This window comes from Mycobacterium sp. 1165196.3, from assembly GCF_001673415.1.
Taxonomy (GTDB): Bacteria; Actinomycetota; Actinomycetes; order Mycobacteriales; family Mycobacteriaceae; genus Mycobacterium; species Mycobacterium europaeum_A.
Genome location: NZ_LZLU01000050.1, coordinates 1 through 20,191, shown reverse-complemented (window position 1 = coordinate 20,191; position 20,191 = coordinate 1). Strand labels below are relative to the sequence as shown.

The 20,191-nt window shown below is 68.8% G+C and carries 18 protein-coding genes; 7 read left to right on the top strand and 11 right to left on the bottom strand.

Annotated elements, in window-relative coordinates; translation table 11 throughout:
• Nucleotides 1-253 precede the first annotated feature (253 nt).
• Nucleotides 254-1,429, bottom strand: coding sequence for an acyltransferase (locus A5659_RS04760; RefSeq protein WP_067179554.1), 1,176 nt, complete (start codon nt 1,427-1,429; stop codon nt 254-256).
• A 183-nt stretch (nt 1,430-1,612) separates the two neighbouring features.
• Between A5659_RS04760 and A5659_RS04755 the strand changes: the two genes are divergently transcribed.
• Nucleotides 1,613-2,899: a DUF3068 domain-containing protein gene (locus A5659_RS04755; protein ID WP_197497921.1), complete on the top strand. Its 1,287-nt coding sequence runs from the start codon at nt 1,613-1,615 to the stop codon at nt 2,897-2,899.
• A 21-nt stretch (nt 2,900-2,920) separates the two neighbouring features.
• Entirely contained in the window at nt 2,921-4,642 is a 1,722-nt protein-coding gene (locus A5659_RS04750) for a hypothetical protein (protein WP_067179550.1), read from the top strand.
• Here A5659_RS04750 and A5659_RS04745 read toward each other — a convergent pair.
• The gene (locus A5659_RS04745; RefSeq protein WP_067179548.1) at nt 4,622-5,788 is read right to left on the bottom strand and encodes a glycosyltransferase family 4 protein; all 1,167 of its coding nucleotides are present in this window, start codon (nt 5,786-5,788) and stop codon (nt 4,622-4,624) included. The genes A5659_RS04750 and A5659_RS04745 overlap by 21 nt on opposite strands.
• Nucleotides 5,789-5,853: 65 nt before the next feature.
• Here A5659_RS04745 and A5659_RS04740 point away from each other — a divergent pair, with 65 nt between their 5' ends.
• From A5659_RS04740 to A5659_RS04730, 4 genes are all read left to right on the top strand, one after another.
• Entirely contained in the window at nt 5,854-6,621 is a 768-nt protein-coding gene (locus A5659_RS04740) for a class I SAM-dependent methyltransferase (protein WP_066866057.1), read from the top strand.
• Nucleotides 6,622-6,713: 92 nt separating this feature from the next.
• The gene (locus tag A5659_RS04735; protein WP_066866004.1) at nt 6,714-8,183 is read left to right on the top strand and encodes an aldehyde dehydrogenase; all 1,470 of its coding nucleotides are present in this window, start codon (nt 6,714-6,716) and stop codon (nt 8,181-8,183) included.
• A 401-nt stretch (nt 8,184-8,584) separates the two neighbouring features.
• A complete protein-coding gene (locus A5659_RS28810) occupies nt 8,585-8,716 on the top strand; it encodes a hypothetical protein (protein ID WP_255361682.1) in 132 nt (43 codons plus the stop codon).
• Between the two features lie 8 nt (nt 8,717-8,724).
• Nucleotides 8,725-9,393, top strand: coding sequence for a TetR/AcrR family transcriptional regulator (locus A5659_RS04730; RefSeq protein WP_231997736.1), 669 nt, complete (start codon nt 8,725-8,727; stop codon nt 9,391-9,393).
• 5 nt (nt 9,394-9,398) lie between these two features.
• Here A5659_RS04730 and A5659_RS04725 read toward each other — a convergent pair whose 3' ends face one another.
• The 3 genes from A5659_RS04725 to A5659_RS04715 form a co-directional block, all read right to left on the bottom strand.
• Complete coding sequence (locus A5659_RS04725) at nt 9,399-9,695, bottom strand: hypothetical protein (protein WP_066866008.1); 297 nt, start codon at nt 9,693-9,695, stop codon at nt 9,399-9,401.
• A 20-nt stretch (nt 9,696-9,715) separates the two neighbouring features.
• A complete protein-coding gene (locus tag A5659_RS04720) occupies nt 9,716-11,233 on the bottom strand; it encodes a class I adenylate-forming enzyme family protein (RefSeq protein ID WP_067179543.1) in 1,518 nt (505 codons plus the stop codon).
• A 154-nt stretch (nt 11,234-11,387) separates the two neighbouring features.
• Nucleotides 11,388-11,930, bottom strand: coding sequence for an isoprenylcysteine carboxylmethyltransferase family protein (locus tag A5659_RS04715; RefSeq protein ID WP_067179542.1), 543 nt, complete (start codon nt 11,928-11,930; stop codon nt 11,388-11,390).
• A gap of 97 nt (nt 11,931-12,027) precedes the next feature.
• Between A5659_RS04715 and A5659_RS04710 the strand changes: the two genes are divergently transcribed.
• Nucleotides 12,028-12,618, top strand: a complete 591-nt coding sequence (locus tag A5659_RS04710) for a TetR/AcrR family transcriptional regulator (protein ID WP_066866014.1) — start codon at nt 12,028-12,030, stop codon at nt 12,616-12,618.
• A 67-nt stretch (nt 12,619-12,685) separates the two neighbouring features.
• Here A5659_RS04710 and A5659_RS04705 read toward each other — a convergent pair whose 3' ends face one another.
• From A5659_RS04705 to nirB, 6 genes are all read right to left on the bottom strand, one after another.
• The gene (locus A5659_RS04705; RefSeq protein ID WP_369829357.1) at nt 12,686-13,480 is read right to left on the bottom strand and encodes a crotonase/enoyl-CoA hydratase family protein; all 795 of its coding nucleotides are present in this window, start codon (nt 13,478-13,480) and stop codon (nt 12,686-12,688) included.
• Nucleotides 13,481-13,612: 132 nt separating this feature from the next.
• Nucleotides 13,613-15,022, bottom strand: a complete 1,410-nt coding sequence (locus tag A5659_RS04700; protein ID WP_066866019.1) for a wax ester/triacylglycerol synthase family O-acyltransferase — start codon at nt 15,020-15,022, stop codon at nt 13,613-13,615.
• 44 nt (nt 15,023-15,066) lie between these two features.
• Nucleotides 15,067-16,272, bottom strand: a complete 1,206-nt coding sequence (locus A5659_RS04695; RefSeq protein ID WP_067179540.1) for an alpha/beta hydrolase — start codon at nt 16,270-16,272, stop codon at nt 15,067-15,069.
• A 168-nt stretch (nt 16,273-16,440) separates the two neighbouring features.
• On the bottom strand, nt 16,441-17,094 hold the full coding sequence (locus tag A5659_RS04690) for an SAM-dependent methyltransferase (protein ID WP_067179538.1): 654 nt from the start codon (nt 17,092-17,094) through the stop codon (nt 16,441-16,443).
• Between the two features lie 194 nt (nt 17,095-17,288).
• Nucleotides 17,289-17,612, bottom strand: a complete 324-nt coding sequence (locus A5659_RS04685; RefSeq protein ID WP_066866025.1) for a Rieske 2Fe-2S domain-containing protein — start codon at nt 17,610-17,612, stop codon at nt 17,289-17,291.
• The gene (gene nirB / locus A5659_RS04680; RefSeq protein ID WP_067179536.1) at nt 17,609-20,131 is read right to left on the bottom strand and encodes a nitrite reductase large subunit NirB; all 2,523 of its coding nucleotides are present in this window, start codon (nt 20,129-20,131) and stop codon (nt 17,609-17,611) included. Before nirB ends, A5659_RS04685 begins: the two co-directional genes overlap by 4 nt.
• Between the last annotated feature and the right edge of the window lie 60 nt (nt 20,132-20,191).

Here is a 20,191-nt window from a genome sequence, read left to right as displayed (position 1 = left end):
GGGATCGTCATCCGGCGAGAGCGGACGCTCGCCAGGACGCAACTCCTCGTGTGGCGTGTCCGCCATCGGCCGTGCCGCGATCGTGTCGTTGTCCATTGTCGAACGCCTCTCCTGGACCGAAGCGACTTCGTTGCCTTGCCGCTTCCGGCACCCGCGACCCGCCGCTCTCTCACACTCGGGGTTACCCAAAAAAGAGGTTTCGAGACCTTCGGTACCGCATCGGAGGGGAATTCAGGTGGCCGTCCGGGCGGGCTCACGGCGCGATCGCGTCGGCCTCGGCGTCGACATCCTGAGCCGTCTCGGCCGGCTTCTCTCGTTTCTCCCAGCGGCGCAACGCTTCTCGGCACGGCGACTCGACCAGCGCATAGCTGACCGCGGCGATCGCGAAACCGAAGATCAGCGTCAGCACCAGCACCGTGGGCATGCGGCCGGTGAACGGGAACGTCCCGAGCACTGGGAACACCATCGCCAACGCCGCCAGATGCCACACGAACAACCCGTAGGACCAGCGGCCCAACGTCACCATGGCGGTCGTCCCCAAGATTCGATGCGCGGTGTCCACCCGATCCAGCACCAGCGGGGCGACCAGCGCGAAGGCCACCACAGAGCCCATCGCGGTCTTCACCGCGAACTGAGCCGGGGTGCCGGGCACCAGACCTTCGGGACCCGCCAGCGGCGACGCCGCGATCAGGTAGGCGACCACCGCGACGGCCGCCATCACCCACCGCCGGCGCGCAATCCGGTGTGGCAGCCCGATCCCGCTGTGCACCCACTCGGCCAGCAGCATGCCGGCGGCGAACCAGGAGAAGAACGCCGGCGGCCAGTTCAGCGGGTTGATACCCGAGGCCGAGTCGGCCTCGAAGAGCCACCCCCACGCCCAGCTCAGCGCGCCCAGCGCGGCGATCGCCGGCACCCGGCCCCGCACCGGCAGGCGGCGGGCCAGCAGCGCGAGAACCGGCAGCGCCAGATAAAAGCTGACCTCGACCGACAGGCTCCACATCTGGGTCAGCCCGCCGGTCAGCGTCAACGGCACATAAATCTGGGTGAGGGTCAGGTTGGCCAGCCACACCGTCGGGCTGGCGTGGTCGGCGTCGGGCAACAGCGTCAGGATCACGACCACGGCGACCACATAGGCGGGCATGATCCGGACCACCCGCGACCGCAGGTAGTGCCCGGTGGCCGGACGCGACCCCAAACCCCGTGCCGCCCCGGCATGCCCGCGCCACAACAGAAAACCCGACAGCGCAAAGAACACCGCCACGGCCAGGTCGAAGCGGCCGAACAGCCTGCCGGTGGCGCCGCTGGAGTGTCCGGTCTGGAACGCGACGTGCGTGACCACCACGCCCATGGCCGCGCAGGCGCGCATGCCTTCCACGGCCGGCAGGAAGCTGCGCACCCCGCCCACCCGCTGGTCATCGCTCACCACCACAGTTTGCCTGTGCCGTGTGGTCCGGCCATTCGGTACACCCGAAGGACCCGTCCGCGCGAGCAACAGGTTCGTAAGTCGCTGCCTTACTTTCTGCTGTTAGGGTCAAACGAGTTTGCCCCGGGCTTGCCTGCTCGGGTCGGGTCGCGGCTGATGAAGCAAGGAAATTGAGGAGGGCACAGCGACGTGAACCGAGCAGTCATGTTGCGGTTCGCCGCATGCGGGATCATCGGACTCGGAGCCGCCCTGCTGATCGCCGCGCTGCTTTTGACGACGTACACCACCAGCAGGATCACCAAGGTGCCCCTGAACATCGACGCCACGCTGATCGGTGACGGCACCGGGACCGCACTGGACTCCGCGTCGTTGTCGACCGACCACGTCATCGTCAACCAGAACGTGCCGCTGGTCTCCCAGCAGCAGATCAGCGTCGAGTCGCCCGCCAACTCCGACGTGGTCACGCTGCAGGTCGGAAGTTCGTTGCGGCGCACGGACAAGCAGAAGGACAGCGGGCTGCTGCTGGCGATCGTCGACACCGTCACGCTCAACCGCAAGACCGCGCTGGCCGTCTCCGACGACACCCACGCCGGCGGTTCGGTCCAGAAGCCGCGTGCCGTCAACGACGAGAACCCGCCCACCGCGATGCCGCTGCGCCACGACGGGCTGTCCTACCGGTTCCCGTTCCACACCGAGAAGAAGACCTACCCCTACTTCGATCCGATCGCGCAGAAGGCGTTCGACGTCAACTACGACACCCAGGAAGACGTCAACGGGCTGACCACGTACAAGTTCACCCAGAACGTCGGCTACAACGCCGACGGCAAGCTGGTGGCCCCGGTGGCCTACCCGTCGCTGTTGGCGGGCAACGAGGATGCCAAGCAGACCACGTCGGCGGCGATGTGGGGCGTGCAGGGCGGTGACCCGAACGAACAGATCACCATGACCCGCTACTACGCGGCGCAGCGCACCTTCTGGGTGGACCCGGTGTCGGGCACCATCGTCAAACAGACCGAGCACGCCGATCACTACTTCGCCCGCGATCCGCTCAAGCCGGAGCTCACGCTGGCCGACTACAAGGTCACCTCGAACCAGGACACCGTCGAATCCCAGGTGAACGCCGCCCGCGACGAGCGCGACCGGCTGGCGCTGTGGTCGCGGGTGCTGCCGATCACCTTCACCGCGGTCGGTCTGATCGCGCTGATCGGCGGGGGGCTGCTCGCGTCGTTCAGCCTGCGCAGCGAGAGCGCGCTGACCGACCCCGGCCTGGACCGCGGCGACCAGGACTTCTTCGGCCGCAGCGGCCTCGAGGAACCGGTGCCCGGCGCCGAGGCCGAGACTGAGAAGCTGCCCACCCAACGGCCCGAGGCGCGCCAGGAGGCGGGGCCGCCCGGCTCCGACCCGCCCGGCCCGGATGAGCCCACCGTGGCGGGGCCCACCGAATCCCACCCGCCCGGCACGCACGACCGGGAATAGCCCGGCCCGGATGCGTTAACCGTGCGCTGGACCCGACCCGGGTACGCACTGGTCTTGGCGCTGCTGGTGGTCGGGCCGCTGCTGGCGCCCGGATACCTGCTGCTGCGCGACGCGGTGTCAACGCCGCGGTCCTATCTGTCCGATACCGCGCTGGGGCTGACGTCGGCGCCGCGCGCCACCCCCCAGGACTTCGCGGTGGCGCTGGCCTCCCAGCTGGTCGACGGCGGCGTCGTGGTCAAGGCGCTGCTGGTGGCCGGGCTGTGGCTGGCGGGATGGGGCGCGGCCCGGCTGGTCGCGGTCGCGCTGCCCTGCGCGGGCGCGCCCGGCCAGTTCGTCGCCACCACCGTCGCGATCTGGAATCCCTATGTCGCGGAACGGCTTCTGCAAGGGCATTGGAGCCTGCTGGTCGGTTACGGTTGCCTGCCCTGGGTGGCGGCCGCGATGGTCACCCTGCGGACGGCACCGACCTCGAGCCGGTTCGGGCCCTTGGGGCTGGCCTTCTGGATCGCGCTGGCCGGGCTGACCCCGACCGGGCTGCTGCTCGCCGCGACGGTGGCGCTGGCCTGCGTGGTGGTGCCCGGTGCCGGCCGGCCGCGCCGGTGGTGCGCCGCGACGGCGTTGGGCGCCGCCCTGGTGGCGGCGCTGCCGTGGTTGACGGCGTCGGTGATGGGCTCGTCGCTGACCGCCCACACCGCGGCCAACCGGCTGGGGGTGGAGGCGTTCGCCCCGCGTGCCGAGCCCGGCCTGGGCACCTTGGGCAGCCTGGCCAGCCTCGGCGGCATCTGGAACGGCGACGCCGTACCCGGTTCGCGCACCACGCTTTTCGCGGTGTTCTCGGCGGTGGTGCTGTTGGGCGTGGTGGCCGCGGGCCTGCCGACGGTCGTCCGGCGCCCGGTGGCGGTGCCGCTGCTGGTGCTGGCCGCCGTGTCGGTGCTGATCCCGGCGGCCCTGGCCACCGGCCCCGGCGTGGCGGTGCTGGGCACGGTGGTCGACACCGTGCCCGGCTTCGGGGTGCTACGCGACGGCCAGAAGTGGGTGGCGCTGGCGATGCCCGGCTACGCGCTGGCGGGCGCCGGCGCGGTGGTGACGCTGCGCCGCCGACTGCGACTCCCTGGGGCCGCCGCCCCGGCGCTGGTCTGCTGCCTGGCGCTGCTGCTGGCGCTACCGGACCTGGGCTGGGGAGTGTTCGGCAAGGTGGCGCCCGTGCGCTATCCGCGCGGCTGGACGGCCGTCGCCGCGGCGGTCAATGCGCAGCCAGGATCGATAGCGGTGTTACCCGCCGGCACCATGCGGCTGTTCTCCTGGTCGGGCGCGGCACCGGTGTTGGATCCGCTGCCCCGCTGGGTGCGCGCCGACGTGCTGAGCACCGGTGACCTGGTGATCTCGGGGACCACCATCGCCGGCGAGGGCGCGCACGCCCGGGCCGTGCAGCAGCTGCTGCTGTCCGGCCCCGACCCGGCGGCGCTGGCCGCGGCCGGCGTGGCCTGGCTGGTGGTCGAATCCGACAGCGCCGGCGACATGGGGTCGGCCGCCCGCACCCTGGGGGCGCTGGCGCCGGTCTATCGGGACCGCGAGATCGCCCTCTACCGGATCGGCGGGCGGACCGCCCCGGTGGCCGCCGGGCAGCGGACCGTGACGGTGATCGCCCATCTGGCGTGGTTGGCGCTGCTGCTGGGCGGGGGCGCCGGCGCGGTGATCGGCGCGTGGCGGCGCCGCACCCGTTCAGCCCGGCCCGGTGACTAGCCCATTGACCGTGCGGCCGGCTTGCACCGCTTCCAGCACGCCGCACATCGCGTCGGCGCTTTGCGTCCAGGAGAATTCGCCACTGCGGGTGTGCGCCTTGGCGCCCAGTTGATCGCGCAGCACCGGATCGGCGAGCAGTTCTTCGAGCCGATCCACCAGCTCGGCGTGGCTGTCCACCAGGATCCCGGTCACCTCGTCGACGATCGAGTCCGACAGGCCGCCCGAGGATCGGTAGCCGATGGTCGGCACCCCATGCTGGGCCGCCTCGACGACGGCCAGGCCCCAGCCCTCCTTGCGGGAGGGCAGCAGATGCACCCAAGCCCCTTGCAGGACATGGTGTTTGGTGAGGTCGTCGACGTGGCCGTGGAAGGTCACCGACGAGCAGATGCCGAGCCGCTGCGCGTGCTCGACGAGCCGGTCGCGCCACCAGCCGTCGCCGACGATGTCCAGGTGCAGACCCGGTATCCGCGGCAACAGCCGCGCGACCGCCTCCAGGGCGTCCTCGATCTGCTTGTGCGGCACCAGCCGCGACAGCACCACCACGCGCGGCGCCGCCGAGCGGGGGCCGGTCAAGGATTGCGCCGGAGCCCGGTCGAGGCCGTTGCGCACCACCGCGATACGGGCGCCGTCGACGCCCAGGGTGACCAGGTCGCGCGCGGACGGCAGCGACACCGTCACGTACTGGTTGTGCCGGTTCACCCGCGGCGACAGCGTCGACTCGACGAACCAGCCGAGCCGGCCGAGCACCGGACCCGCCACCGGCCACTGCTCGCGGTGGCAGTGGTGCACCAGCACCACCACCCGGCGGCCGTAGATCAGCCGGGCCAAAAAGGGCAGGCCGTTCTGCGTGTCGACGACCACGTCGGGCCGCACCCTGCGCAGCGGGCCGAGCCCCAGCCGGGCCATGGCCATCGCCAGCAACGCCCAGACGTACACCGAATACCGACCGCCGGCGCGGTCGATCCGCACGCCGTCGACCACCTCGCGGCGCGGCGCGCCGCGATAGCGGGCGGTGCGCAGCGTGACGGCGATGCCGGAGGCGGCCAACTGCGCGCCGATGCGCTGCAAATAGGCTTCGCTGCCGCCGCCCTGCGGGTGCCCGGTATCGCGCCAGCACAGCAGCAGCACGGAGCGCAAGGAAGACATCGGTCGCCAGCCTAACCGGCGGCGATGCGTGCCGGGCACGTCAGCACATCCGTAGGGTGTGGCCGGTGGGCGCCACCGACCTCTTCGCGCGCCGGGCGACGCTGACCCGCTCGGTGCGGCTGCTGTCGGAGTTTCGTCACGAGCAGTCGGATCCGGCCCGGTTCTACGGCGCCCTGGCGGCCGATACCGCGGCGATGGTGGGCGATCTATGGCGCGGCACCCACGGCGACTCCGCGGCCGGGCGCACGCTGCTGGACGTCGGCGGCGGCCCCGGCTACTTCGCGACGGCCTTCACCGAGGCCGGAATCCGCTATATCGGGGTCGAACCCGACCCCGGCGAGATGCACGCCGGGCCGGCCGCCGCCCGCGGGGCGGCGCCGTGCGTGCGCGCCTCGGGCATGGCGCTGCCCTTCGCCGACGACTCCGTGGACATCTGCCTGTCCTCCAACGTCGCCGAGCACGTGCCGCGGCCCTGGCAGCTCGGCGCCGAGATGCTGCGGGTGACCAAGCCGGGCGGGCTGGCCGTGCTGTCCTACACCGTCTGGCTGGGCCCCTTCGGCGGCCACGAGATGGGCCTGACGCACTACCTGGGCGGTGCCCGGGCCGCCGCGCGCTACACCCGCAAACACGGCCATCCGCCCAAAAACAACTACGGGTCGTCGTTGTTCGAGGTGTCCGCCGCCGACGGCTTGGACTGGGCGATCAGCACCGGCGCCACCCTGGCCGCATTTCCCCGCTACCACCCACGATGGGCGTGGTGGCTGACCTCGGTGCCGCTGCTACGCGAGTTCCTGGTCAGCAATCTCGTGCTGGTCCTGCAACCCCAAGAGTGAAACGTGTTCTCGTTTTGCCCCGGCTTGGGTAGGGTGGCGCCCATGCGCGCCGGCGACGATGCGGCGCGGAGCAATGAGGAGGAGCGGCGCAGATGGCCGAGAGCAAGACCGAATACGACAAGCTTTTCATCGGCGGCAAGTGGACGGAACCATCCACCTCCGATGTCATCGAGGTGCACTGTCCGGCCACCGGTGAATACGTCGGGAAGGTGCCGCTGGCCGCGGCCGCCGACGTCGACGCCGCGGTCGCCGCGGCACGCGCGGCCTTCGACAACGGCCCCTGGCCCACCACCCCGCCCAAGGAGCGCGCGGCCGTGATCGCCAACGCGCTCAAGCTGATGGAGGAGCGCAAGGACCAGTTCACCCAGCTGCTCGCCGCCGAGACCGGCCAGCCGCCGACCAGCGTCGAGACCATGCACTGGATGAGCTCGATCGGCGCGCTGAACTTCTTCGCCGGTCCGGCCGTCGACCAGGTCAAGTGGAAAGAGGTCCGCACCGGCGGCTACGGCCAGAGCATCGTGCACCGCGAGCCGATCGGCGTCGTGGGCGCCATCGTCGCGTGGAACGTGCCGCTGTTCCTGGCCGTCAACAAGCTGGGCCCGGCGCTGCTGGCCGGCTGCACGGTGGTGCTCAAGCCGGCCGCCGAAACCCCGCTGAGCGCAAACGCTTTGGCGGAGGCCTTCGCCGAGGCCGGGCTGCCCGAGGGCGTGCTCTCGGTGGTGCCCGGCGGCATCGAGACCGGGCAGGCGCTGACCTCCAACCCGGACGTCGACATCTTCTCCTTCACCGGCAGCTCGGCCGTCGGCAAGGAGATCGGCCGTCGCGCCGCGGACATGCTCAAGCCGTGCACCCTGGAGCTGGGCGGAAAGTCGGCTGCCATCGTGCTCGAGGACGTCGACCTGGCCGCGTCGATCCCGATGCTGGTGTTCTCCGGAATCATGAACACCGGGCAGGCCTGCGTGGCCCAGACCCGCATCCTGGCGCCGCGCTCGCGGTATGACGAAATCGTCGACGCGATAAGCACTTTCGTGCAGGCGCTGCCGGTGGGCCTGCCGTCGGACCCGGCCGCCCAGATCGGCTCGCTGATCTCGGAGAAGCAGCGCGCCCGCGTCGAGGGCTACATCGCCAAGGGCATCGAGGAGGGCGCCCGGCTGGTGACCGGCGGCGGCCGCCCGGAGGGCCTGGACAGCGGATTCTTCGTGCAGCCAACGGTTTTCGCCGACGTCGACAACAAGATGACGATCGCCCAGGAAGAGATCTTCGGGCCGGTGCTGTCGATCATCCCCTATGACACCGAAGAGGACGCGATCAAGATCGCCAACGACTCGGTGTACGGGTTGGCCGGCAGCGTGTGGACCGCCGATGTGCAACACGGCATCGAGGTCTCGGAGAAGATCCGCACCGGGACCTACGCCATCAACTGGTACGCGTTCGACCCGTGCTGCCCGTTCGGCGGTTACAAGAACTCCGGCATCGGCCGTGAGAACGGGCCGGAGGGCGTCGAGCACTTCACCCAGCAAAAGAGCGTGCTGATGCCGATGGGCCACACCATCGAGGGCTGAGGCCGTTACCTGCCGAACGTGCACTCAGGGCGTTTTTTCTGCCGATTTTTCGCCGTGAGTGCACGTTCGGCGTTCCGGTCTTAGCGCGTCACGAAGCGGGCCTGGTGTGTTCGACGAACGATTACATGCTCGGACAGCGCCGTTAGCATCGCACGATCGAAGGCGCTGCGTTTGTGCGGCCGGTTCAGGTGGACCATGCGCCCAGCGCGGCGGAGCTCTAGCCATTATGCAATAGAGCATATTTTGGCGGCCGATATGCATCCGCGGCTGCGGTTCGCGGCCCGGTCCACCCGCCATTTGTGCGGTGTGCGTCACACTTCGTCTGAGAAATTGCTTAATTTACGGATGTCTTATATGGTTCATAGCATAATCTAGGGCCGCACACAGGCCGGGAGAACATCATGTGGATCATCGAGCTCAACGTCGCCGGCTATCAGTACACCCGCGAGATGCCAGACTTGCGGCGCCGCACATTCCGCTTCAGCCCACGTCATATGCACTGGCCGGCGTTGCGCCACTCGCACGCTGCATGACCCGAGCCATGGGAGGTACGCCCACGCCGACTATCGGTGAAGCCGCGCCTGACCAGGCGCGGGCAAAGCGCGGGGGCACCCGCACGAAGATGCTGGCCAGCGCCGCCGAGGTGATGCGCGAGCGCGGCGCGGCCGGCGTGACCATCGACGCGGTGCTCGCCCGCAGCGGCGCCCCGCGCGGCTCGGTCTACTACCACTTTCCCGACGGCCGCAACCAGATTCTGACCGAGGCGCTGCGCTACTCGGGTGACTCCATCACCGCCATGATCGACGACGCGGCCGGCCGGGGCGCCCGGGTGTTGCTGGCCGAGTTCGTCGGGTTCTGGGAGCGGCTGCTCACCGACGGCGGTTTCACCGCCGGGTGTCCGGTCGTGGCGGCGGCGATCGGCTGTTCGGACGACGACGGTCCCAAGCTCTCCGCCGAAGCGGGCGCCATCCTGGGCCGCTGGTGCGCCGCGCTGACCCGTGCGTTCGTCAACGACGGCTTCGACGACGCCGACGCCGCCTCGCTGGCCGTGATGTCCATCGCCGCGCTGGAGGGCGCCATCGTGCTCTCCCGCTCCACCCGCAACGCCGGCCCGCTGCACCAGGTCGGTGAGCAGCTCGAATTCCTGATCAAGGCAAAGGAATTCGTTGCCCGCAACAAAATTCCGGGTAAACAGGACGCCGCGCGCTGACCCGCTCAGTCGCTGGCGGGTAGCGGCTTGACCTCTTTGAGCTGCAGGGCGGTCTGCCCGATGCTCAGGCTGCCCGCGCCCGGCTTGGTCACCAGCACCTCGGCGCCGGTCTCGTCGACGTAGCGCTTGCCCATGACCGTGCCGTCGGCGAACGCCGGGTCCAATTCGCCCGACCGCTCGCCACCGACCGGCACCATCGGCACTCCACCACACCGCAAGTCGTCCAGGCTGTCGGCGCTTCTGACGACGATCACCTGGGTGTCACACACCTGGCTGGCGAGACGAGTTCCGTTCTTGATCATTGATTTCCGTCCTTGATCGCTTACTGCTGGGCCGGTGCGGCGCGCAATCCGGTGAGGGTCTGGATGATCTCCCGCCGCAAGACCTTGCCGGTCGCGGTGGTGGGCAGCTCGTCGCGAAACACTACCTCGTCGGGAGTGCGCGAACCGCGCAAACTCTTGCGGACGAATTCGCGCAATTCGTCGGGGTCGGGGTCGGTGCCAGCCGCCGGCACCACCACCGCGACGATCGCCTGGCCCCACTGCGGATCCTCGACGCCGACCACCACGACATCGCGCACCTGCGGGTGCTCGACCAGGACTTCTTCCAGCTCGGCGGGCGCGATGTTCTCCCCGCCGCGGATGATGGTGTCGTCGCTGCGCCCACCGATGAACAGGTAGCCCTCGTCGTCGAGCATGGCGATGTCCTTGGTGGGAAACCAGCCGTTCTCGTCGAGCACCGAGCCGATGCCGGTGTAGCGGCCCGACACCTGCTCGCCGCGCACGAACAGCTCGCCGGTCTCACCCGGCGGCAACACGTTGCCGGCCTCGTCGCGGATCTGCAGCTCGATTCCCGCCACCGCCTGGCCGACCGATCCCAGCCGCCGGGCGGCCTCCGGGGTCGACGCCGCCTGCGCGGCGCGATGGTCGTCGGGCGTCAGCACCGCGATCGTCGAGCTGGTCTCGGTCAGGCCGTAAGCGTTGACGAAGCCCACGTTGGGCAGCAGTTCGAGCGCGCGGCGCACCAGCGGCAGACCGACCTTGGACCCGCCGTAGGCCAGGTTGCGCAGCGACGGCAGCTCGACGGCCGTCCCGTCGCCGTTGTCCAGCACGGTGATGATGCGGTCCAGCATCGTCGGCACCACCGTCGCGGTGGTCACGTTCTCGGCGTTGATCAGCCGAACCCATTCCCGCGCATCGAAATTGGGCAGGTACACCATCTTGCGGCCGGCATACAGATTCGACAGCGCGGCGCTGACCCCGGCGATGTGGTACGGCGGCACGCAGATCAGCGCGGCGTCGGTCTCTTCGGCCGCCCCGAATTCCACCGTTCCGGTGATATAACTGGTCAGGTTGTTGTGTGAGAGCTCGACGGCCTTGGGCTGCGAGGTGGTGCCGGAGGTGAACAGCACGATCGCCACGGAGTCCGGGTCGGGAAACTCGGCCGCCGGTTCGGCGGTGCGCGCGGCCTCCAGGAAATCGTCGGACACGATCACGCGGTCCGACACATCGCCGACGGCGTCGCGGTAGCGACCGTCGACGATCACCAACGGCTCGGGCAGCCGCTCGATCAGCGCCCGGATGCCGTCGGCGGCGAGCCGGTAGTTGATCGGCGTGAAGGGCACGCCGGCGCGCGCGGCCGCGAAGATCAGCACAGGCAGCATCGCGCCGCCGGTGCCCACATACGCGACGTGCCTGGCGTTCGACGCGGCGATCACCCCCGCGCCACCGTCGGCGAGATCGCTGAGCTGCTGCGTCGTCAGTCGCAGGTCCCCGGACACCACGGCCGTGCGCTCGGCGTTGCCCGACGCGGCCATCTCCAGCAGCAGCGAAATGCTCATCCTCGATCTTTCTGGATTCCCGGCCCTTTACAGATCTCGCCTGCAGTGTAACTCAGCCGGGTTGCCCCCCGATGCGGAGCTTGCCGGGCGACGGGCGCCCTGGTCACGGGCGGGTCCGTCGGCGCCCATGACAAGGCCGCGCTTTCCCACCGACTCAGCGACGCGAGGGCGGATCCCAGGCCGAGACTCGCGGGATCCAGCGCGGCACGTTGCTTCGATAGTCGGCGTATTCACCGCCATAGCGCTCGGCGAGATGGGGCTCCTCCCAGAACCGAATTGCGAGCGCCTGGAACGTGAAAAAGATTGCGAACCAAAGCAATAACGGAACCGACGCGAGGACGGCCGCCTCGCCGAGCAGGATGCACAGCACGCCGGTGATCATCGGGTTCCGCACGTGCCGGTACGGGCCCCGCACGACCAGATGGACCGGCTCCCCCATCACGTTGCCCAGCCCAAGCGTGCCCTCGCCCACGCGGTCAAACAGCACGTTCGTCCAGATCATCAGGGCCACGCCGGCGGCGATCAGCAGACAGCCGGCAGTGATCAGCCCGGCCCTCAGCGCGGCGTCCACGTGCGGAGCGTGCACGCCGGCCGGGCCGACGATCAAGGCCGGCACCACGAGCGTCACCGTTACCGGGAACAGCAGGACAGACATCAGGTGCCGCCACCAAAGGCGTCGGCGCGTGCTCGTCACCATGGAAGACTCCTCCGCCGAATACTTCAACTACCGTTCAACAACTAACGTACGCCGCGCGTCGGCATTTGCCAACGCTTGTTGAAGTATCCTGGCGCGCATGCCAGAAGCGCGGCGCGCGGGCCGGTGGCGCACCGGTCAACTGAACCGACAGCGCATCATCGATGCGGCACGCGAACGCTTCATGCGTGACGGGTACGAGCGGGCCACCGTCCGAGCGATCGCGGCCGACGCCGGTGTGGACGTCGCGATGGTCTACTACTTTTTCGGCAACAAGGAAGGCCTGTTCACCGCGTCCACGCTGACCGGTCCCGAGCACCCGTTGCACCAGCTGGCCACGCTGCTCGACGACGGGACCGAACGGATCGGCGAAAGGCTGGTTCGGCGCTTCCTCGAGCACTGGGAGGAAGGCGCCGTCTTCGAGCCGTTCCTGACGCTGTGGCGTTCGGCGGCGATCCACCCCGAGGCGCGAAAGGTGTTGCACGGCAGCCTTGCCGGCCCGATCGCCAAGCGGGTCGCGGCGGAATTCGGGGTGGCCGATGCCGAGCTACGTGTCGAGCTGGTGGCCAGCCACCTGGCCGGCCTGGCTTTCGCGCGCTACCAGCTGAAGATCGAGCCGCTCGCGTCGACCCCCGTCGAGGACCTGGTCGCCTGGCTGGGGCCGACGGTGCAGCGCTATCTGACGGCTTAGTACCGCGAGCAGACGCAAAAGCCCCCGACACGCCGAGCGTGCGGGGGCTTTTGCGTCTGCTCGCGGGTTAGGTGCCCGTCCACTTGGGCGGGCGCTTCTCGGCGAAGGCGATGGCGCCCTCCTTGGCGTCGTTGGAGGAGAACACCGGGGCCAGCAGCTTGTTCTGCTCGGCGAACATCTCGTCGGGGCTCCAGCCGCGGGACTCGACGATGATCCGCTTGGTGGCGGCCACCGCGAGCGGCCCGTTCGCCGCGATCTTTTCGGCCAGCGCGATCGCGGCGTCCAGCGCCGCGCCCGGTTCGGCCAGCACATTGACCATGCCCAGCGCATGCGCACGCTCCGCGCTCAGGTTCTCACCGGTCAGCGCCAGCTCCATGGCGATCGCCGACGGGATGCGCTGCGGCAGCCGCAGCAGCCCGCCACCGCCGGCGACCAGCCCACGCTTGACCTCCGGGATGCCGAACGCCGAGTCCTTGGAGGCCACGATCAGGTCGGTCGCCAGGGCCAGCTCGGTGCCGCCGGCCAGCGCGTAGCCCTCCACCGCCGCGATCAGCGGCTTGACCGGCGGACGCTCGGTGAAGCCCATGCCACGACCCTCGACGATGGGCAGTTCGCCGCGGGCGAAGGCCTTGAGGTCCATGCCGGCGCAGAACGAGCCGCCCGCGCCGGTGAGGATGCCGACCGACAGGCCGGTCTCGTTGTCGAGCCGGTCGACTGCGGCGGCCAGGCCGTTGGCCACCGCGGAGTTGACCGCGTTCTTGGCCTTGGGCCGGTTGATCGTGATGATGAGGATTCGATCCCGTTGTTCGACCAGAACTTCGGGTTCGTTGGCGTCGTCGTTCCCAGTGCTCACGGGCCGCACAGCTCCTTCAGGGAATGGGGTGGCATTCGGATAGCTCCTGTCGGACCGATGGTAGCGGTCGCCGGAAATGGCGTTAACGTCCCCCGAGATCCCGCTTACCGCCGAAGGTGATCAGCTACCGATCCGGCCCGGTCAGGCCGGAGCCATCGCCGCCTCGACGACCGTCAGCTTTTCGGAAAGCCCTGCGGCCCTGCGAATTTCGATGAAGTCAGCGACCATGGCGTCGGAAACCTCGTGCGGGTCTTCGAGCGTGGACCCGTCGCAGAGCACCGAGATGTTGAGCTGGTCGACATAGCTCCACACGGTGATGTTCAGGCCGCTGCCGGCGGTCAACGGCCCCACCGAATAGATCTCGGTGACCAGCGCCCCGCCCACCCGGCCGCGCTCGCGCGGTCCCGGGACGTTGGAGATGTTCAGGTTGAGGATCTTGTTGTGTCCGTCGCGACCGGACGCCCAGCGGAAGAAGGCCTGGGTGGGCCGGGGCGGCATGTAGGCCGCCCACCTGCTGACCAACTCCGGGCCCATCAGCTGGTTGCTTTCCTTGGCGGCGATGGCGTTCTCGTGGCTGCACCGCACCCGCTCCAGCGGATCGTCGGAATCGGTCGGCAGGCCCACCAGCACGCCGGTGAAGCGATTGCCCGAGATCCGTTCGGGCGAGAAGTCGAAACTCATCGGCACCGACGCCAACAGCGGTTCGGCCTTGCCGTCGTACCGCAACAGCAGGGTGCGCAGCGCCCCGGTCGCCATGGCCAGCACCATGTCGTTGATCGTCGCCCCGAGCCGCTTGCCGGTCTCCTTGACGTCGGCCAGGGCCAGGGTGGCGGTGGCGAACCGCCGTTCCGGGGTGATCTTGTGGTTCATGAAGGTCGGCGGCGGCTCGAAGGGCCGGGTCAGCTCCGGGGATAACTTGCGTGTGCTGCGGCGCACCCGCCCAACACCTTGGGCGGTGTAGCGGATGGTGTGCGGCAGCCGCCCGACATGGCGCATGTGATCGGCGAAGGCCGACACCATCAGCTGCCGCGAGGTGGGGGCCGGGTCGCACACGTACGGCTTGCCTTCCGGGCCCGGCTGCAGATCCATGCCGCGGGCCAACAGGTTCGCCGAGGCGACGCCGTCGGCAAGGGCGTGGTGGATTTTGCCGACGACCGCAATCCGGTTGTTGGCCAAGCCCTCCACGAAGTACATCTCCCACAGCGGCCGGCTGCGATCGAGCTGGGTGCTGGCGATTTGCCCGATGGCCTCGTCCAGTTCCCGGCGGCCCCCGGGCGGCGACACCCGCCAGGGGCGGATGTGATAGTTCAGGTCGAGTTCGCAGTTCTCCCGCCACATCGGGTGGTGGAAGCCGAAGGGCACCTCGACGAGCTGGTAGCAGAACGGGTCGAGCTTGCTCAGCCGCCCGGCGATGACTTCGCGAAAGGTGTCGACGTCCAGTGACCGGCGGTCAGCGTCCAGCTCGATGACGGCGGCCTTGATGGTGTGCATGTGCACGTTCGGCGCTTCGCTGTACAGCAGTACGGCGTCCCACCCGCTAAGCCTCTTCACCCCTGCCCCTTGCCCATAGAGGGACCATACTCAGCGGTGGCTGTTCAGATAACCTCTTTTGCCCCGACGCGTGTCTTGGTGCGGTAAATCTGGTTCAGGAACAGCGAAGTGACGTGCGCCGCGGCGCCGGCTCGCTCGCCGTCGAGCAGGTCATAGCCGTGACCGGCGCCGGGGAATTCCAGGTAGCCGACCATCGAATGCGACACCGCCCGCAGCCGCTCGACGAAGCTGCGCGCCTGCTCGACCGGGATCACGGTGTCTTTGCTGCCGTGAATGACCAAGAAGGGCGGCGCGTTTCGGTGCACGCGCGCGATCGGAGACGCGTCGCGGAAGATGTCGGGGCGACGGGCGATCGACTTCTTCACCACGACCCGCTCCAGGAATTCGACGAACCGCTCGCGCTCCGGCGTCGAGCGGTCCTCCCAGTCGTAGCGGCCGTAGATCCCGACGACGGCGTCCACCGAGGAGTCCGCGCCCTCGGGCAGCTTCGCCTGGAACTGCGGGTCGTCGGGCGTCAGGCCGGCCAGCGCGCTCAGGTGGCCACCGGCCGAACATCCCGCTACCGCAACGAAATCCCGGTCGCCGCCGAACTTGTCGACGTTGGCGCGCGCCCACGCGATGGCGGTCTTGACGTCGACGATGTGGCGCGGCCAGCGGTGGTGCGGCGAGACGCGGTAGTTGACCGCCAGGCACACCCAGCCCTGCTCGGCGAGCCGGGACATCAGCGCCGACCCCTGGCCCATGCACTTGCCGTGCACCCAGGCGCCGCCCGGCAAAAAGATCAGCACCGGCGCGGGTTGTGCGGGCAGGTCTTTGCGCCGCCAGACGTCGAGCACCTGATCGGGGTGGTCCCCGTAGTGCACGGCGCGGCGATAAAGGTAGCGGCGCTGGCGCAGGCCATCCCAGATCGGCGGTGTCTTCTCGGCGACGGGCCAGTCCGTCTCGAGATCCGCGGCCGCCACGACCCCGCGCAAGGCGGCGAGGGAGACCTGCTGGGTGCTGGCGCGGTCACGGCGCCGGACGTCGTTGATGCCGGGGGTGAACCAGTCTTTGGTCGCCGCGGAGATCGCCTCCGGCGCATGCCGCGCGCCCCAGACACCCATGGCGGTCAACCCGCCGAGGGGCTCGAGATGCTTGCCGACCACGGGCAGCGAAGCCCCGGCCACACTCAACGCCAGCGCATAGTCACCGGGGCGGGCCCGCAGCAACCATTTCACGCAATTGGTAATGCCCGGTCCATTCGCCGTCATGAACGGGACTGTACCCCTCACGGCGTTTCGCAAACTGACGTTTCCACAGAACGGGGCGCCGTGCTGGAACCGCTTTGCCGGGCGTGCTCGCTGACCACGATATTTACGCTGTTTGAACAGCTTTTAATTGTTCGCTGCGTTCGCCGAATTTTGCTGTGTACGACACGCTTACCCGGCCACCAGGTCGGCGATGACCCGGCCACCGACAAGGCTGACGCCGGTCAGCGTCAGCCCCACCTGCGTGGCCAGCGCGGCGGCGCTGTCCACCCCCACGGACGCCCAGCGAAACCAGGGGCCGACCTCCCCCGCCGACTCCAGACGCACCCAGCGCGAACAGATCCCGATGGCCTCGGCCTCGAACTCGGCCACGCAACGCCCGCCGCGGGCCAGCAGCTCGAAGGCCCGCCCGAGGATTCGTCGCGGATCCCCGCCGAGCCCGACGTTGCCGTCGACCAATAAAACCGTCTGCCACAGGCCCGTTCCCGGCAGCGGCTCGAACACGTCGCCCAGCAGTGCCGGTGCACCACCGCGACCCGCCAGCTGGATGGCGGTCGCGGACCGGTCGATGCCCAGTGCGGGGATGCCCCGCTGAATCAGCCTCGCCACCAACCGGCCCGGACCGCAACCCAGCTCGATTGTCGGCCCGGTGCACATCTGCGTGACGGCTTCGTCGAAGATTTCGTCGAAGGCGTCACCAGATCCATCACCGGGACATCGGGCACCCAACCATCGGTGCGCCAGCAGTGGCCGCAGTTCGCCGTCGTCATGACGGATCCAACATCGCTCCCCGCCAAGTGCCCGATCGTAAAGTTGCCCAAGCATTTCACGTCCTCGCGTCCTGGCCGATCGGGCGGCGCGCCGACGCTCCCGTCCCTGCGGGACGTTGCGGCGACGCGCCGGCAAACCCCAACAAGCTGACGGCAAGCCCGTGCGCCAGCACTGCTCCGATACCCCGATCGTGGCTCGGTTAATCCACCGCACTGGTGCACGGGGCCGGAACCGAAATGGTTCAGTGATCAGGCGTGGACTTTCCCATCGACCCGCAGGTGAACCGACCCGTCGTCGGCGTGAACGGGATAGGCGGTGACCGGCGCTCCACCGTTGGCGACCTCGCATCCCGATGCCAGGTCGTAGGTGAAGCCGTGCAGCGGGCAGATGACGACGTCGGCGTCCATGAGCCCGTCTGCCAGCGGACCGCCGCGATGCGGACACACGGCGTCAAGCGCACGCAGCGAGCCGTCCCGGCACCGGAACACCGCGATCTGCCGGCCGTCGACGACAAAGGTTCGGCCCTCTCCGACCGGGATCTGATCCACCGGTCCCAGGTTGACATCACTCATCGCACCGGCACCTGGGGCAGCGGGATCAGCGGCAACGACGAGCGAAATTGGCTGGCATTCGCGGCTTCTCGGCCATCGGTCCACGGATCTCGGTACGAGTCGACCGACTTCTGCATGCGGGCATCCAGGTCGGCGGCGATGCCGTCGCTGTCGAAGACCACGATGTTGCGAATCCGGTCGATGCCCACCCGCGGGACGAAGTCGTAGCTGCGCTCCAGCCAGTTGGCGTTTTCGCGGTAGTACTGCAGGAACCGCCCGGTCAGCGCAATCACCTCGGCCGGGGTGCCGACGGTGGTCAACAGGTCGCCCTTGCGCACGTGTGCGCCGGCGGCGCCGCCGACGTAGATCTGCCACTGCCCGCCTTCGATTGCGACCACGCCGACGTCCTTACACAGCGCTTCGGCGCAGTTGCGGGGGCACCCGGTCACCGCGAGCTTCATCTTGCCGGGGCTGGGTATGCCTTGGAAGCGCTCCTCGATCGCAATGCCCAGCGCCGTCGAATCACCCAGGCCGTAGCGGCAAAAGTCGCTTCCCACACAGGTTTTGACGGTGCGGAAGCTTTTGCCGTATGCATACCCGGACGGCATGCCGAGGTCCGCCCACACCAGCGGGAGGTCTTCCTTGCGCACGCCCAGCAGATCGATGCGCTGGCCGCCCGTGAGCTTGATCATCGGGATGCGGTACTTGTCGGCGACGTCCGCGATCTTGCGCAGTTGCTCGGCGCTGGTCACCCCGCCCTTGAGTTGGGGCACCACGGAGAACGTTCCGTCCCGCTGAACATTGCCGTGCACCCGGTCGTTGATGAACCGGCCATCGCGCTCGTCGACGAATTCGTCGCCCCACATCATGTGCAGCAGCGAGGACAACGCCATTTTGGATCCGGCGTCCTCGCGGCCCTCCGGCGCCAGCGCGGCGAAAACAGATGACACCGAGTGCAGTTCGAGCTCGCGGATCCTGCGCATCAGCTCCGGCTTCTCGTAAGGGATCCCCGGCACGTACCAATTGGCCGCGGCGTCGTGCGAAATCGCGGCCCCGGCTTCCGACGCCGCCCACTCGACGAGCTGCGCGACCAGGCCCTTGCAGGACCCGCATCCTTTGCCGGCGCGGGTCGCCGACATCACCCCCTCGAGTGACGTCTGCCCGTCTCTCACGCACCGCACGATCGCGGACTTGTCGACCCCGTTGCAGTTGCATACTTGAGCGTCGTCGGACAATTCGGCCGCCCCGGTGGCTGGGTCCGGAGCACCGCCGATGTCGAACATCAGCGAGACGCGCTCGGGCGGTAGCGGGAGACCGCGGTCGAAGGCCTGCATCAGAAACGCCACCTTGCTGACATCGCCGACCAGCGTCGCTCCGACCAATTTATCGTCGCGCACCACGACGGTCTTGTACACACCCCGCCGCGGCTCGGAGTACTGCACGAATTCGTCGTCGTCGCGTTCGGGGCTCTTGATGCCCATTGCCGCCACGTCCACACCGGCAACCTTGAGCTTGGTTGCCGTGCGCGAACCATGGTATGCCGCACGGGGATTGACGCCCGTCAAATGATCGGCAAGCACGGTGGCCTGCTCCCACAGCGGCGCCACCAGGCCGTAGACCTGGCCGCGGTGCTGCGCGCATTCGCCTACCACGTAGATGTCGCCGTCATCAACCGAGCGCATGTGATCGTCGACGACGATGGCGCGTTCGACGGTCAAACCGGCGCGCACCGCCAACCCGACATTCGGCCGGATGCCTGCCGCCATCACCACCATGTCGCACGGCAGCCGGCTGCCGTCGTCGAACTCGATCGCCGACGGTGACCCGTCTCGAGTGAGCATCCTGGTGGTTCTCTTGCCCGTGTACACCTCGATTCCCAGCGCCTCGACCAGCCGCCGCAGGATGCCGCTCCCTTGATCGTCGAGTTGGGCGTTCATCAACGTCGGACCGCCCTGTACGACGCCCACCTGCAGTCCCCGGTTCTGCAGGCCTCGGGCGGCCTCCAGACCCAGGAGACCACCACCGATCACGGCCGCCCGGCTTCGCCCGTCGGCGAAGCCGATCATGCCTGCGCAGTCGTCGAGTGTGCGAAAGCCGAAGACGCCGGGGGCGAGAGTCTTGTCGTCCGACCAGATGCCGGCCACCGGCGGGAAGAACGATCTGCTGCCGGTGGCCAGGATCAGCTTGTCGTAGCGCACGGTGCTGCCGTCGTCGGCGTGCACCAGGTGCGCAAAGGGGTCAACGCGCACCACCCGCACTCCCGCTCGCAGGTCAATGTCATTGTCGCCGTACCAGTCCAGCGGATTGAGGTAGATTTCACGCGCATCGTCGGAGCCGGCCAGCACGTTGGAGAGCAAGATCCGGTTGTAGTTACCGTACGGTTCGTCGCCGAACACGGTGATGGAAAACCGCTCACTGCCGCCGCGCGCGATGATCTCCTCGAGCGCCCGCGCTCCCGCCATGCCGTTACCGACCACCACCAGGGCGGCCCGGGTCGGCGGACGGTGGCCGTTGGTTTCGCATTGAACGAGTGCGGTCATGAATGATCCTCGCGGGGGCTAGATTTCGACCAGGCCGATGTCGACGAACACCGTGCCGCT

Coding starts and splice junctions, on each gene's coding strand:
- A5659_RS04745 (WP_067179548.1), bottom strand. CDS start 5,788: ATGTCTTCCTTGCGCTCCGTGCTGCTGCTGTGCTGGCGCGATACCGGG.
- A5659_RS04735 (WP_066866004.1), top strand. CDS start 6,714: ATGGCCGAGAGCAAGACCGAATACGACAAGCTTTTCATCGGCGGCAAG.
- A5659_RS28810 (WP_255361682.1), top strand. CDS start 8,585: ATGTGGATCATCGAGCTCAACGTCGCCGGCTATCAGTACACCCGCGAG.
- A5659_RS04730 (WP_231997736.1), top strand. CDS start 8,725: ATGGGAGGTACGCCCACGCCGACTATCGGTGAAGCCGCGCCTGACCAG.
- A5659_RS04725 (WP_066866008.1), bottom strand. CDS start 9,695: ATGATCAAGAACGGAACTCGTCTCGCCAGCCAGGTGTGTGACACCCAG.
- A5659_RS04720 (WP_067179543.1), bottom strand. CDS start 11,233: ATGAGCATTTCGCTGCTGCTGGAGATGGCCGCGTCGGGCAACGCCGAG.
- A5659_RS04715 (WP_067179542.1), bottom strand. CDS start 11,930: ATGGTGACGAGCACGCGCCGACGCCTTTGGTGGCGGCACCTGATGTCT.
- A5659_RS04710 (WP_066866014.1), top strand. CDS start 12,028: ATGCCAGAAGCGCGGCGCGCGGGCCGGTGGCGCACCGGTCAACTGAAC.
- A5659_RS04695 (WP_067179540.1), bottom strand. CDS start 16,272: ATGACGGCGAATGGACCGGGCATTACCAATTGCGTGAAATGGTTGCTG.
- A5659_RS04690 (WP_067179538.1), bottom strand. CDS start 17,094: ATGCTTGGGCAACTTTACGATCGGGCACTTGGCGGGGAGCGATGTTGG.
- A5659_RS04685 (WP_066866025.1), bottom strand. CDS start 17,612: ATGAGTGATGTCAACCTGGGACCGGTGGATCAGATCCCGGTCGGAGAG.
- nirB (WP_067179536.1), bottom strand. CDS start 20,131: ATGACCGCACTCGTTCAATGCGAAACCAACGGCCACCGTCCGCCGACC.